The following is a 15,483-nucleotide window of genomic DNA, read 5'->3' as shown; positions in this document are numbered from 1 at the left end:
AGCGTATACGCTACATTTATTTCTTTATCCCGATTGTTACCGACACACTTCCTTGTTGCGTTGTTACATTTGTAGTTGTAAATTATTTTATTTCTGCCTTCATACTATGGGAATGAACACTTGGGAAATATTAAGTGGAGAACAGATTCATACACGCATTCTGAATAAAGAATGGCGTAATTTACCCTATAATATTATATTTGAATTGTATTTAGATCCGATAGGATTGGGCCATGATGATTACATCACCTTATTTCTAAACTGGCCAATAGAGCATATAGCGTACAATAGCCTATCGTATTATCTCGTGTTAGATAAAAACCTACTTCGACCGGAAACCGACATCAATATATTGACCGACAGCGAGCAGCCATCCGCTATCAAAATTCATGACCTAGATCAAAGTTACATCTTCTATTTGATTAAGATGCTATTGAAAAGCAACGAATTATCTGTTTCGAAATTAAGCAGACAATTTGTGCGTAACGTCGCTGAACAGCTACTATTATCGGTAATGATCAATCGGATTACCAAAGAACCGGAAACGAAACTTAATCCCGTTAATCGTTATAGCGTCCTAGCTTTCGACTTTGTAGATCAAGTCAAAGAATGTTTTCAAAAACATAAATCTGTTCATTATTACGCTAAAAAACTAGGTGTTACCGAAAAAACGCTAAGCAAAGCAACACAAGCTACATTGAAGATTACACCTAAAGATTTAATTCAGAAAACACTTACAGAAAAGGCAATGAATCTATTAGAACATACCGATAAATCGGTGAAAGAAATCAGTTATGAACTCGGCATTAAGGAAACAAATAATTTCAGCGCCTTCTTCAAGAAGATGACTAACATAACACCACTGGAATACAGAAATTTAAAGCGACAAGCTCCTCACACACAACAAGAGCGGCAAGATCTACAATAAAGTAATTGATGAAGATGTATCCGATATACGATATCAGTTGTAGCATAAATACTACAAAAAAAATACTTTGAGGCGTACAGAGCCTGTATTACCGAAAAATATAGGAAATAGGCACAAATTCATATCCACACAAGTTAAAGTCCTGTTTATATTTGCGTTATATTAATTAAAATTATGAATAACTTTTTCAGATTTGTGATGTTTCCACTTGCAGGACTAATCTTTTTGGTTAGTAGTTGTGCAAAAATGGATGATTTGTATAAAGGAACAGAAAACCAAGAGTCAACCTTGTTTGAGGAAGATGTTGTCCTTCCCGAAGCCTTTAACTGGGAATCGTCTAAAGCCGTAGATGTACGCATAGCTGTAGATGATAACTATGACGGCAGGTATTTTTACCGCGTGGAGTTATACGACGGAGACCCTAAGTCGGCGAGCAGTAACCTTTTGGGAGCAGGAGTGGCAAAGTCAGGACAAGATTATGTAGACAAGATTATGGTGCCTACTGCGCTGACCTATGTGTATGTTAAGCAGACATCTCCGGTGGGGATCGCGGCTATTTCCATGATCGATGTAACTAATACAAAAGCAGTGGTTGTGAATAAAGCAACTTCTGCAGGTAGAGCAAACAAAATGTTTGCGACAACATTGGCTAGCAGCACGGCAAGTGGATCTGGCAGTACGATGATGTTGGCTGCTACGAGTACACCGTCGGTGACGGTTCCTGCTGATGCTATCGAGTTGCATGACAATTCTCTTTATGTGACAAATTTCTGGAATCAACCGGAGGTAAAAACTTTCGTCATAAAGGCGGGAACAACGCTAACCCATCCTTTTTATCTTAACTCGGGGCGTTCGGGAATAAAGGTATATGTAGAGGGAACTTGGGAAAGTGACGCTATAGTAATTGGTTCAGGCAATGGAATTTATGTAATGTCTGAAGGTTCCCTTAAAGCTAATCAGATAGATATCCCTTCCGGAGGGCATCTTTCCAATTATGGCACAGCAATTATCGAAGAGTTAACTACCCAATCTCCGGGAACAATTGTCCGTAACGAAGGCTCTATGACCGTTCAAGTGGGTAAAATTACCAATGCGTCTGCTGTTGAAGCGTTATGTCATACCAGGTTTGAGAAGCTAATGGCTAACGGTGCGAATTTCCGTGTATTTGATGGCGCACTATTGAGCTTAGGAAATGTGGGGTACGAGTCTCCATATATTGAGAATACTACATTTAACTTGGAATCCTCTGCCATCTTAGATATCACCGAAAAAGGAATTTTTGGTTATGGGAATAAAATTATTGGCGCTGGTACTGCTAAATCCTTAGCTCGCTTGAAGAAAGTGGACCTGCGTACCGCACAGGGGGGGATCCAATGGCATGCCATTACGTATTCCGGTAATCTAGAAGTAGCCTGCTCCGATCATATATCAAATGGTCAATCGGGTGAGTATTACATCCTTGCTTCCCCAGCCGCTATGGTAGCCTACGACCAATCCACTGTTGAAATCGCAGCTACTGAATGTAATGCCGGCGGAAACAACGATGCTGGTGCAGGCACCGATCCTGATGATCAAACTACGCCGGAAGTTTCTTTGGGAACCTATTCCTATGCTTTCGAAGATAACTGGCCTTCCTTTGGCGATTACGACATGAATGACTTTGTGGTCGATATGGATATTACCAAATTTCAAAACACGGAAAATAAAGTAACAAAGGTACAACTGAAGTCTAAGCTTCGCTCCGTAGGTGCAGCGAAGCGCTTGGCTGCTGCTATTCAATTGGATGGCGTAGCTTCTAATAACGTGAAGGGGGTTACCTATTCGAATAGCAGTATCGTTGGCACTAATTTCAACCTGAGCTCCAATGGAACTGAATCTGGCCAGACTTATGCCGTGGTTCCGATTACGAGTGACGCCCATCAGGCATTTGGTCAATCCGATGTTAAATTTATTTCAACGAAAAATGGTGAAGTTTCACCAGTTGAACTTACCATCACCGTAGAATTTAATACGCCATTAGCGAATTTCACCTATGAAAACCTAAACGTATTTATCATTAACTTTATGCAAAATAAGGGTGGAAGAAACGAAGTACACTTGGCTGGATATAAAGCAACGGATAAAATAAACAGTAGTCTTGTACAAGCTGAAGTTAATTCTGGACTGCTGTTCTCCACCACCCAGCCATTTAAATCCAAAAAAGGATATCCTTGGGCAATAGCCGTTCCTGTTTCTTTTGACTATCCCCTGGAGGCAAAAAATATAAAAGACGTTTTTCCTAACTTTAAAAACTGGGCAATCAGTGGGGGTGAAGAACATCAAGATTGGTATATTAAATAATGTCTAATACCCGTTAACGATATTTTTGAACACGTCATTGTCCATTTTAGAGATGACGTGTTTTTTCATAAATGTAAATAAGTGTTGGAGGTTTATATATAGATGGGAAAAAAGAAAATTCTGGTTATAGATGATAAGGAAGCCATCGGTAAACTTATCGCATTGTGTTTAGGATCAGATTATGAATTTAAGTATTTCAGTAATGCGTTGGCAGGAATAAATTGGCTCCAGTCCGGAAATACGGTTGATTTGATTTTGTCAGATTACACGATGCCGGAACTTAATGGTTACGAATTTTTAGTGATGTTGAAGCAAAACGAATTCTTAAAAGATATTCCTGTTGTATTTCTATCCGGCGAAGAACATAGTACCACCCGTATTAAATTGCTGGAAAGTGGTGCAGAGGATTTTATCCTTAAACCATTCAATCCTTTAGAACTGAAAATAAGAATCAAAAAAGTATTAAAATAATGCTTGCTCCCGATATTTTCCTCTATTTTGGCGAAGACCTAACGACATTTGATCATTTTCGAAAACATGTTGAATTGGTTTCTGGTCAGCCATTAAAGAGATTTGATTCTTTTGACGAGCTTGATGCTTTTCTGGATAGTCGTCGGGGCCATGCTTTTGTGTTATTCTATCAACAACAAAGTTCTTTTTTACTAAATTTAAAACAGCTTAAACTGTTGACAGACCAATGTCCGGACCTTCAAATTTTTGTTATCGGCGAGAATTTACGCCGGACAGAAAAAGACGCCTATTTGGAATCGGGCGTTACCAATACCATTAGCCCCCGGGCCACGTATGATGTATTCCACTCCATCTATAAATACATGCATCTGCTGCTGGAAACCAAAGAAGAAAATGCCGAATCACATAATCTTCAAATAGATGGCCTTACCTTAAAAATTCCGGTTGGAAAGCGTGTATTCGACATTGTATTATCCTCAATTTTATTACTCCTGCTTTTTCCCGTACTTTTGGTAATTTATATCGCTATTAAAATCGAAAGCGGCGGACCGGTGGTCTACAAATCAAAAAGGACGGGGGCTGGCTACCACATCTTTGATTTTTATAAATTTAGGTCAATGTATAAAGATGCGGATAGACGTCTTAAAGAATATATGTCGTTCAATCAATATAATAATATACCCGAGGATACAACCGTAAACAATACAGAGGAGATTGTCTCAACGGACAGCTACGCGGCATGGGGCGACAAAAACCCTCCCCTCACCGATGAGGAACTCGGCGATCTGTTGATCAGTGACGATGTAGTCGTGAAGCAATCTGCTGCTGGCAGCAAAAACACAAAGACGGCATTTTTTAAAATCGAGAATGACCCACGGGTTACGAAAGTAGGAAAGATACTCCGAAAATATAGCTTAGATGAATTGCCCCAACTTTACAATGTCCTCAAAGGCGATATGTCTATTGTAGGCAATAGACCTTTGCCCTTATACGAGGCAGAAGCATTGACCAAAGACGAAAGTGTGGAGCGCTTTATGGGTCCAGCGGGTATCACTGGCTTATGGCAGGTGGAAAAACGAGGGGATAACGGTCGCCTTTCAGACACCGAACGGGTAAACTTAGATATTGATTATGTGCGGAATTATTCCATCTGGATGGATATCAAAATATTGTATAGAACACTATTTGCCTTTATTCAAAAGGCAGATGTTTAAATTTAAGGTAGTAAATGAATAAATTTTTGATTGTCGTATTTCTTCTGTTGTCTACTGTATTTCGTGGATTTGGTCAATTGACGCCAAGTATGTTAGAAGCGATTGATTATACCAAAATAGCCCTACCGCCGTTGGAAGAGCTTTTTGAAAACGCCAAGAAAAGCCCCAGTGTAGAGATGTATGAGGCGAAAATGGAGACACAAGACAATCAGCTGATAACCGAAAAGAGAAGCTGGTTGAAATATTTTCGTGTAGGTGGTTCCTGGCAATATGGAAATATCGCTATCAACTCCGCCTTTACCAATGAGTATACACCACTCTTCTACCAATCATCCGGAGTTACTCAGAGCTCCTGGTATAGCACGGCGGGGATTGCTATACCCTTGGACGATCTCTTTGACAGAGGGAATAGGGTTAAGCGTCAGAAAATGGAACGTCGCTCTACGGAGTTAGAGATGGAGAAATGGTTTGACGAGCAGAAAATCCGTATTATTAATTCATACGTTAAAGTTATTAACGCCGTATCCATTCTTCAAAAGAAAATGGAAAGCTTAACAATGGCAACGACACAATTGAAAATGGTCGAGAATGACTTCACCATTGGCCATGCATTGATTAGCGATCTACATGACGCAAAAAAAATGGAATTGGAGGCGTTTGAAGCGTATAAACTAACGCAAACAACCATCACTAGTGAAATTTTGAACCTAGAAATATTAAGCAAAACAAAAATCATAAGTAAATAAACGATGGGAATTTTTATCTATATCTTTAAAACGTTGTATAGATTCAAATGGTGGTTGCTTATACTACCACTTGCTGTGGTTTCTATCGTGATTTACATGACCAGAGAGATGGAGCGTCGATATGAAGTCGATATGACGATCTATACGGGTATTATTTCGACCAACGGCAATGATATTTCACAGACCACACAGCAAGACTGGAATATCTTAAAAAATTCGCTGCTCAATGTCATTAATACTATCACCTCCAAAGAAACCCTTCATGCCGTATCTTTGCGTCTCTTCGCACGAACGATGATCAACGGAAACTTGGATGAAGATAATATTTATATCTCCAGTAAACATTTCAAGGAACTGACCCGTATTGTTCCCAAATCGGTGCTTGCCCTGATTGATAAAACCTCCGAAGAGCGTACGATAGAGAACCTAAAGAATTATACGAAAATGGACCCTAGCAATTTCGTTTACGGTCTGTTTTACTGGAACCATCCTTATTTTAGTTATGGCGCTTTAGAAAAGATCACGATTGCACCCGTCGATAACAGCGACATTCTTTATTTGACATACGAGAATAATGACGCGGGCATTACCTATCAAACATTGGAAATACTGAGCCAGGTTTTCGCCGATGAGTATAGAACCTTACAATATGGAAATACCAATAACGTTATTAAATACTTTGAAGAAGAATTGGCCAGAATCGGACGTGATTTATACATGAAGGAGGATTCCCTTACCCAATTCAATGTACAAAACCGCGTTATCCACTACGATAAGCAGACGGAAGCCATCACCATCATGGATAAAGATTATGAGATACGAAAGCAAGATGCCCTTTCTGCACGTGATCGGGCACAGGCAGCTATCTCCCATTTAGAACTCGGTATAGATGAGAATTTAAAAAGCATCAGGAACAATGCTGAGTTTTTGAATAAGATGCGGCAGATTGGCGACCTTAACTATTCCATTTCGCAAATCGAATCGTACCGATTGGATTCTATCAGCCGGACAGAAGATAACCCAACCCTTAATCATCTTAAATCTAACTTACAAGATCAAGAAAAGGATTTTCGTGATTTTATTCAACAATATTCCAGTCAGAAATATACCCGAAATGGGTATCCGAATGCGAATTATGTGATACAATGGGTAGATGAACTCTTAAGGTTAGAACAGGCAAAGGCTGAGATTGAGGTCATCAACGCTTTTAAAGACGAGTTGGATGACATGTATTCCCACTACTCCCCTATTGGCTCCTTATTAAAACGGCAGGAACGAAGCATCAACTTTACTGAACAAAATTATCTCTCCGTTCTTGGGAGTCTGAATGCCGCGCGGCTCCGGTTAAAAAGTATCGAAATGAATTCCGCTACCTTAAAAGTGATCAATCCGCCCACCTATCCACTCAATTCGAAGCCGACTAAACGTCGCGTACTGGTTGCAGGTTCTTTCTTTGGTACAATTGCATTTTTATTAGGTATTTTACTCGTACTCGAGCTTCTGGATCGTACATTACGTGACAAATTCCGCACCGAACGTATTACAAACGGCTCGGTTGTCGGTGCATTTCCGGGAAAGGGAAAGGGGCGGTATCAGCACGTGATTGAACAGGCGGCGGCACAGGCATTGGCAAACCAAATTTTCGGATATATAGACACGGGAAATCGTTATAGTTTTATTAACATGCTGGCGCTCGATCCCGAAATCGATATAGCCCCATTAATGTATGGCGTACGGGAATACTGGCAATCGATGGGCTTAAAAGTTGACATATTGGAGGAGGGAATCGATTTTAATGCCCGGTCACGGGATTTTTTGATGACGGGAAAACTTATCCATCAAGTTAGAGAAAGCGAACATGATTTAGTTTTTGTGCGACATGCGGATATATCCAATATCCCCATTCCCTCCCTATATTTAGAAAAGGCCGCCGTCAATATGTTAATTCTAAACGCACAGTCGGCTTGGAAAGAAGAAGATCAGGAAATTTATAAGGATCTTGCACAACGTACCGGTAAAGTTCCATTGCTAATCTGTCTTATTAACGCAGACAAGCTTTCTATTGAAACATTTACGGGCATGCTGCCGCCACATTCCTTATTTAGAAAAATTGAATATAAATTTTCTCAGTTAGGCATTACCGCTTCGAAAGCTTAACTTTTTAAAATATGTTGAAGCTTGATCAATTGTACGAAGGGATATTGAAACCCTGGTGGTTAAAGATCACCGTTGTCGGATCGTGCTTATTGATTGCCTTTCTAGCCATCTCCGCCGGGTTGCTTCCCGCGCTCGGATTCGCGCTACTACCCTTTCTTTTCGTCTTTTTGCTTGTCTGTATCAAGCATCCGTATATCAATTTCCTGTTTCTGTTTACAACCTGCTTCTTTATTATGGGCATCATACGTTATGTCCAGCTTCCATTCCCCTCCGGTATAGTCGTCGACGCCGTTATCTTATTTAATTTTGCCGTGATTACTATCAACCAGGCTTACCAGAACTACCATCCTCATTTCAAATTACCGCTATTTTTCCTGATAACAGTCGGTTGGACCGTATACTGCCTCGTCAGTGTCTTTAATCCGGCCGGAACCCTTGAAAATTGGATGGTAACCATACGTGGTATCGCACTCTATATTTGCTTATTTCAGTTTTTAAGCTATTATATCTTCAAAAGTGTTGACAGAGTTAAACAATTTTTTATATTTTGGGCAACCTTATGTTTGTTGGCTGCCTTAAAAGCCATCGGCCAAAAATTCATAGGTTTTGACACCAATGAAACCATTTGGTTATATACGTCGGGGAGACATACACATGTTATTTATAGTGGCATACGCTATTTCTCTTTTTTTACCGATGCCGCTAATTTCGGCTGCCACATGGGGCTCGCCACAGTCGTATTTTCTATTCTCGCCATACATGAAAAATTTCGATCGTTAAAAATATACTATATCCTCGTCGCCGCGTTAACCATGTATGGTATGTTTATTTCGGGCACTCGATCGGCGATGGCCATACCTTTTGTAGGCTTTGCTTTCTATATTATCTCGCTCCGACGTTGGCAATTCATCTTAGCCGGTGCGGTGGCATTCCTAGCTATATTTGGCTTTCTTGCCTTTACGACCATCGGCAATAGCAATGCCGATATTCGGCGGATGCGCACCGCATTTCAATTTAGTAAAGATGCTTCTTATAACGTACGGTTGGAGAATCAGGAAAAGATGCGGGAATTTATGGGTGACTACCCAATAGGCCTTGGGATTGGTGCGGCCAAACACACGGAAGAAGGGGACCTTTTATACGAGCTTCCTACGGATACTTCTTTTGTTTTTATCTGGGTAGAAACGGGGATTGTTGGTTTGGTTCTCTATTTATTACTATGGTTCAGCTGCTTGGTTATAAGTCTTTATTATCTATGGATGCGACTGAAGGACCCTATGACTCGGATGCTATGCAGCGCAGCTTCTGCTGGGATAGCGGGTATGATGGCCGCAGGCTATGGAAACGAAGTCTTACATCAATTTCCCACCGGACAAACGGTCTATATCTTAATGGCCATTGTGATGCTTTGTCCTTATTTAGAGAATAGTAAAAACAATGAGCACAGCATACGTTGATATATCTTTTATTACGATTAATTATAACGGTATACAGCATACGGCAGACTTGCTGGAATCGATTTTTACGAAAAACTTTTCCTTTTCTTATGAAGTGATTGTGATCGATAATGGCTCCAATGTGAATGAATTTGAAACCTTAAAAATTAAATATCCGAAAATACGCGGAATATACCATTCAAAGAATCTTGGCTTTGCTGGTGGAAACAACTTGGGCATAGACCTTGCCCGTGGAACATACCTCTACTTTTTAAACAACGATACACTGTTGCCCTCGGAGGCCGATAATCAAATAGTAGAGATACTTGAATTTTGTCAGCTCCATCCCCAAGCCGGCGGCCTGTCACCCAAGATCATGTACAACAGTCCGCCCGACCTTATCCAATTCGCTGGAAGTACACCATTGAGTACGATTACCCTACGCAATAAGCAAATTGGCTATCAGGAACAGGATCTCGGACAATATAATACGATTAAGGAGATTCCCTATATGCATGGAGCTGCCATGTTTGTACCACGCCGTGTTATTGAGCATATCGGAGCGATGCCCGAATTGTATTTTTTATATTATGAAGAACTGGATTGGTCCTGTCGGCTTTCGAAGCTTTATAAGTTATATTATTATCCCGATGCTTATATTTATCACAAAGAAAGCGCAACTACCGGTATAGACTCCCCTTTAAAAGCTTTCTATCTGACCCGTAACCGTATTTTATTTGCCGTTAGAAACCGGAGCGGAATAACGCGTATATTATCCATATTATATATGGTCGGCATCGTCAGTCCGTTAAAAATGCTTAAATTTATAGGCAGGGGAAAATGGCAACAGGTAGTTTCCATTTGGTCTGGGGTTTTATCAGGTATTTCATTGATACGTGCCAAATAATTAGCCTTATGTATTTTTTTATTTTATTAGAAGGGTTATTATTCATCATATTTTTGGTTTGGATAGCCTATCTTCTGGTATTTGCTATTTTTTGGAGGATACCGAAGGATATTGTTTATCCGACTTCGGCCCAAACGAATCGTTATTTGTTTGTTTTTCCGGCTTATCGGGAGGATAATGTTATTTTAGAGAGTGTTTTGATGGCTCAAAAACAAAATTATCCGCTTTCGATGTATGAGATTGTTGTGGTATCTGACAGTATGGAAGATGATACCAATAGAGCCTTGAACGATATGGGAGTCACGGTTTTATTTCCCGATTATAGTAAACGGTCTAAAGCGGCGGCACTTAAATTAGCGGTAACATACAGCCAAGATAGATCTTTCGATGCGATTGTGATACTCGATGCAGATAACTGGATACATTCCGACTTTTTAGCAAATGTCGATCGTGCCTTTTCAACAGGTTTAAAAGCCATTCAGACGCATCGCGTTGCAAAAAATAACAATACCGATCTGGCCTACTTAGATGGTATCAGTGAGGAAATCAATAATTCAATTTTCAGATCGGGTCAAGTTAATGCCGGACTGCCATCTGCGCTTATTGGTTCGGGAATGGTGTTTGATATGAAATGGTTTAGCCAAATCATCTTTAAAGTCAATTCGATGGGAGAAGACAAAGAGTTAGAATATTATTTGTTGGAAGATCGTATATTCACTGCCTACCTATCGGACGTTTATGTCTTGGACGAAAAGATCCAACACAAAAATGATTTCATGAACCAGCGAACCCGTTGGATTGCATCCCAATGGGAACTATTTACTTTTACATTTCAACGAGTTGCTTCCACTTTTAGAACGCGAAATTGGCCTTTACTTGCAAAACTAATTCAATGGTCTATACCGCCGAGGATCATCTTATTAGGTATAATACCTCTTATAGCCATCGTATTACTGTTTACATTACCACCGTTAGGCTATAAATGGTTGTTTCTTTTCATCTTATATTTGATTGCACTACTTTTAGCCACGCCGAACCGTTTCTATAACAAAAGATCCTCGATTGCATTTTTCAGGCTACCTGTTATATTTATAACTATTTTGCGAAGTCTTATAAAAGTTAAAACCGCAAAGAACACATTCATTCATACCCCCCATGGAGAAAAGACAGAAAATAATCGTCGTTGAAGCACAGCGAATATTCCGTAAAAACAAACATGGGATGGACTACGTAGCATTGGAAGTCATCCGGTCGTTGCAGACATTGGATCAATATAACAACTATGTGATTGCAGTAGGACCTGGAGATGACCATTGTCTAGCAGAAACACCTAATTTTAAGATTGTGATACTGCCAAGCACCAATTACTTTGTATGGGAACAATTTCTTCTCCCTCGGTTATTAAGACAAACAAAAGCAGATCTGTTACATTGCACCTCCAATACAGCTCCAATAAATTGCCGGGTTCCTCTAGTGCTGACCTTGCATGACATCATCTTCATGGAAAAAAGAATGGGTGGCAATAAATCACTTTATCAACGATTAGGTCGTATTTATCGGCGCTTTGTCGTCCCGATCATTCTGAAATCGGTCGACAAAGTTATCACAGTTTCCCACTTTGAAAAAGAAAATATACGTCAGCATTACACACAATTGAACGACAAACTCACGACGATCTACAACGGTGTAAGTCCTAATTTTAAGCTAATCGAACAGTTTGAGACGGACTGCCTTAAAAATATCGACAAAGGTAAATATTGGTTGCTCCTCGGGAACACAGACCCCAAAAAAAATATTGACAACAGCCTGAAAAGTTATGCATGCTACCTACAAAAGAGTCAGAAAAAGAAAAAGCTTCTCCTTGTCGATTTGACCGACCAGCACGTCAATAGACTTTTAAACGATCTTGACTTAGGTTATATACGGGACTTTATTATCGTTAAAGAATACATACCGCACCATATTCTAGCAGAGATTTATAACAAAGCATTTGGATTTCTCTATCCATCGATTCGAGAGAGTTTTGGGCTACCCCTATTAGAAGCCATGGCATGCGGTACGCCTGTCGTCACCTCCAATCGGTCGGCGATGCCGGAGATTGCCGGCAATGACGCGGTTTATGTAGATCCGCTGGATCCGGTATCGATAGCGGAGGGCATGTTATCTTTAGAAGAGGATTACAACTTATATCAGGAGAAGATAGCCGGTGGCCTACAAAGGAGTAAACATTTTACATGGCACACCACCGCAAAACAGACATTAGCAGTTTATAACGAAATTCTAGCACAAAAAAATGGGGTTTAGGTCTTATATTGATAATAACAAGCGCGCCAAGCAATTCTTACATTGGTTTATTATGCATCCGATACGGACGCGTCCTCGTTGGTATATTCGGTGCTTTCAATTTCTTTACATAAAACGCGGCAGACATACCGTAATTTATAACAGTGTCCGTCGCGATGTCGTACCTTTTCGTGGCTGCGTAATTGGATCCCGATCGGTTATCGAATCCTTTTCGGTATTAAACAATGCCGTTGGCGATTTGCTTATAGGAGATGATACGCGTGTAGGAATCGGGAGTACGATAATTGGACCCGTTACCATCGGAAATAAAGTTAACATTGCGCAACATGTCTTGATTTCAGGTATTAATCATAACTACGAAGATATCACGTCGTCCATCGCAGATCAGGGAATCACCGCAACACCTGTCACTATAGCTGACAATGTTTGGATTGGTGCAAACAGCGTTATCCTTCCGGGGATAAGCATCGGTCAACACGTCGTTATAGGTGCGGGGGCTGTTGTCGCGAAAGATGTTAAGCCATATACGGTAGTAGCCGGAAATCCGGCATATGCCATTAAAGTGTGGGATTTTGAACAGCAGAAATGGAAAAAATATGAAGCAGCCAAAAGTTAGTGTGATTATGCCTGTGTATAATACAGCACCTTATTTAGACGCTGCTATTCAGAGTGTTCTTAATCAGAAATTGGAAGATTTTGAATTAATTATAGTAAACGATGGATCAACTGATGAAAGCCAAAGCATACTAGAGTACTGGAGAGAAAAGGACGATCGGTTATACGTGATTTCACAAAGTAACATGGGACTTTCTAGGACTCGCAACAAAGGTCTCTCACTTGCGAAGGGAACTTATGTCTACTTCATGGATAGCGATGATTTGATACACCCCGATACTTTATCTACATGCTATTTGTTGTGCCAAGAACAAAACTTAGAATTTGTATTTTTTGATGCACATGTTTTTAGTGACAACCCACAGGATAATGCATTAATAAAATCGTTTAATTATAATCGAAAAAAAACCATCCCTTACAAAATCACCACAGGGAAAGAAGTTTTTGAGCAGCTTCTAAAAACAAATGAATTCTTTTCATCTGTGTGTCTTCTTTTCATAAAGAGGGATTTCCTTATAGAAAAAGGGTTAGACTTCGAACCCGATATTGTGCACGAAGATGAATTATTCACTTCCATGCTATATCTCTACACACGACGCACAACCTATATATCTAAATGTTTTTTTTCACGTCGTGTTCGTTTAGACTCCATCATGACCGTTCCTTTTTCCATGCGAAACATACGGAGCTATTTTATTGTTGGTCAACGACTTTTATCACATATTACAGTATACTTAGAAGACAAGGAAATTATTAGGCTTTATTTGTCAAAAACGATTGATGCAGCTGTTTGGCAAGCACACACCATGAATCTCGTCGATCGATTAAAAGTACTTTTTGAATGTGTGGCTCACTGGATTCCTTATGTGCGGTGGAGAACCTTGATGGTCTTACTTTTCAAAAAATATCAGTTAAACCGATGAGAAGCATAAAAGAACAGATTCTATCTGGAATCTTCTTTACGAGTATCGCCAAATATGCGAATTTAATCGTATCCCTGGGAGTTACCGCAGTTTTAGCTCGCTTACTTGCTCCAGAACAGTTCGGCATCGTCGCTATCGCGATGGTTTCTATTACTTTTCTCAATCTTGTTTCGGACATAGGGCTGTTTCCTGCAGTCATCCAATTTAAAACCCTAAGAAAGACAGATCTTAGTAAATTATTTTCTTTATCCTGTTATATTGGTCTCGGACTATCATTAATGTTGCTCATTAGTGCCTCCATTATAGCTACATATTATAATCAAGCCCAATTACGTCCTGTTCTCCAACTTTTGTCTATACATTTATTCTTTACTACCATTTCCGTCGTACCCAATGCACTCTTTTACCGGAAAAGAATGTTCAAGTTCATTGCGGTCAGAAGTTTTGTTATTCAAGTTTTAGGAGGCACGATTGCTCTTATTTTTGCTTATTTTGGTGCAGGCGTATATGCGCTATTAATTAATCCTATTCTTTCGAGCATACTCATGTTTCTTGTCTCTTATCTACGCTTTCCTTTACACTTTCAATTCAAGTTTTCTATTCTACCTCTTCGCTACGTTTTCCGCTATTCTGTATTTCAGTTTTTATTTAATATAATAAATTATTTTAGCCGTAATGCGGACACTTTGTTAGTCGGCAAATATATTGGAATGACATCATTAGGGTACTATGACAAAGCTTATCAATTGATGTCGCTGCCTTTACAAAATATTACACAGGTCATCACCCCTGTCATTCATCCAATTTTGAGTATGTACACTGGAGATCATAACAAACTCATCTTAGCTAATGAACAAATGATCCGTCTATTGGCATTAATTGGTTTTCCATTGTCTGTTTTTTGCTTTTTCTCTGCTGAGCAACTTGTCCTGGTACTATTTGGCCCTCAGTGGATACAAGCAGTTCCTTCGTTCCGAATTTTAAGTATGTCGATTGGTATTCAGTTGATTCTATCGTCATCGGGCTCTATATTTCAGTCTATCGGAAACACAAAATATTTGTTTGTTTGTGGGTTATTTTCTGCAGTACTCAATGTTTCGGGTATATTATTGGGTATATTCTATTACGAATCCATAGTAGCAGTGGCTACATGTCTGGTCATTACATTTAGTATTAATTTTTTATTTACCTATTTGCTGATGTACACGATATTGTTTAAAATAAAAATATGGCGCTTTCTTAAACTTTTGATAAAGCCTATTTTATTTAGTTTGGTATTGAGTATATTTTTATATCTTCTATCGATTTTTAATGCCGAACTTGTTTGGATGCAGTTGGTGATGAATATGATTTTCTTTATTGTTTCTTTTCTTGTATTTGTCTGGTTTGGAGGATATAGGGATTTGATTAATCAATTTCTACGCAGACGTTGAAGATTACTT

General features: G+C 39.5%; 13 protein-coding genes. All 13 read left to right on the top strand.

The window, feature by feature from the left end; translation table 11 throughout:
* Positions 1-106 precede the first annotated feature (106 nt).
* The 13 genes from H8B06_RS08150 to H8B06_RS08090 all read left to right on the top strand — a co-directional run bounded on the left by H8B06_RS08150 (position 107) and on the right by H8B06_RS08090 (position 15,474).
* A complete protein-coding gene (locus H8B06_RS08150; protein ID WP_190993792.1) occupies positions 107-928 on the top strand; it encodes a helix-turn-helix domain-containing protein in 822 nt (273 codons plus the stop codon).
* Positions 929-1,102: 174 nt separating this feature from the next.
* On the top strand, positions 1,103-3,268 hold the full coding sequence (locus H8B06_RS08145; protein ID WP_190993791.1) for an LruC domain-containing protein: 2,166 nt from the start codon (positions 1,103-1,105) through the stop codon (positions 3,266-3,268).
* A 102-nt stretch (positions 3,269-3,370) separates the two neighbouring features.
* Positions 3,371-3,739, top strand: a complete 369-nt coding sequence (locus H8B06_RS08140; RefSeq protein WP_190993790.1) for a response regulator — start codon at positions 3,371-3,373, stop codon at positions 3,737-3,739.
* Positions 3,739-4,953: a sugar transferase gene (locus H8B06_RS08135; RefSeq protein WP_190993789.1), complete on the top strand. Its 1,215-nt coding sequence runs from the start codon at positions 3,739-3,741 to the stop codon at positions 4,951-4,953. Before H8B06_RS08140 ends, H8B06_RS08135 begins: the two co-directional genes overlap by 1 nt.
* A gap of 14 nt (positions 4,954-4,967) precedes the next feature.
* Positions 4,968-5,699 (top strand): TolC family protein, encoded by a 732-nt coding sequence (locus H8B06_RS08130; RefSeq protein WP_190993788.1) that lies wholly within the window; start codon positions 4,968-4,970, stop codon positions 5,697-5,699.
* A gap of 3 nt (positions 5,700-5,702) precedes the next feature.
* Positions 5,703-7,856, top strand: a complete 2,154-nt coding sequence (locus H8B06_RS08125) for a GumC family protein (RefSeq protein ID WP_190993787.1) — start codon at positions 5,703-5,705, stop codon at positions 7,854-7,856.
* A gap of 11 nt (positions 7,857-7,867) precedes the next feature.
* Entirely contained in the window at positions 7,868-9,313 is a 1,446-nt protein-coding gene (locus tag H8B06_RS08120; RefSeq protein ID WP_190993786.1) for an O-antigen ligase family protein, read from the top strand.
* Entirely contained in the window at positions 9,294-10,199 is a 906-nt protein-coding gene (locus H8B06_RS08115; protein ID WP_190993785.1) for a glycosyltransferase family 2 protein, read from the top strand. The genes H8B06_RS08120 and H8B06_RS08115 overlap by 20 nt, the downstream gene beginning before the upstream one ends.
* Before the next feature lie 8 nt (positions 10,200-10,207).
* Positions 10,208-11,386, top strand: a complete 1,179-nt coding sequence (locus H8B06_RS08110) for a glycosyltransferase family 2 protein (protein ID WP_190993784.1) — start codon at positions 10,208-10,210, stop codon at positions 11,384-11,386.
* Positions 11,355-12,503: a glycosyltransferase family 4 protein gene (locus H8B06_RS08105; protein WP_190993783.1), complete on the top strand. Its 1,149-nt coding sequence runs from the start codon at positions 11,355-11,357 to the stop codon at positions 12,501-12,503. The genes H8B06_RS08110 and H8B06_RS08105 overlap by 32 nt, the downstream gene beginning before the upstream one ends.
* Complete coding sequence (locus H8B06_RS08100; protein ID WP_190993782.1) at positions 12,493-13,119, top strand: acyltransferase; 627 nt, start codon at positions 12,493-12,495, stop codon at positions 13,117-13,119. The genes H8B06_RS08105 and H8B06_RS08100 overlap by 11 nt, the downstream gene beginning before the upstream one ends.
* A complete protein-coding gene (locus tag H8B06_RS08095) occupies positions 13,100-14,041 on the top strand; it encodes a glycosyltransferase (protein WP_190993781.1) in 942 nt (313 codons plus the stop codon). The genes H8B06_RS08100 and H8B06_RS08095 overlap by 20 nt, the downstream gene beginning before the upstream one ends.
* On the top strand, positions 14,038-15,474 hold the full coding sequence (locus tag H8B06_RS08090) for a lipopolysaccharide biosynthesis protein (RefSeq protein ID WP_190993780.1): 1,437 nt from the start codon (positions 14,038-14,040) through the stop codon (positions 15,472-15,474). The genes H8B06_RS08095 and H8B06_RS08090 overlap by 4 nt, the downstream gene beginning before the upstream one ends.
* Positions 15,475-15,483: the final 9 nt, after the last annotated feature.

Source organism: Sphingobacterium micropteri, from assembly GCF_014692515.1.
GTDB classification, from domain to species: Bacteria; Bacteroidota; Bacteroidia; order Sphingobacteriales; family Sphingobacteriaceae; genus Sphingobacterium; species Sphingobacterium micropteri.
This window is presented reverse-complemented; position numbering and strand designations above follow the sequence as displayed.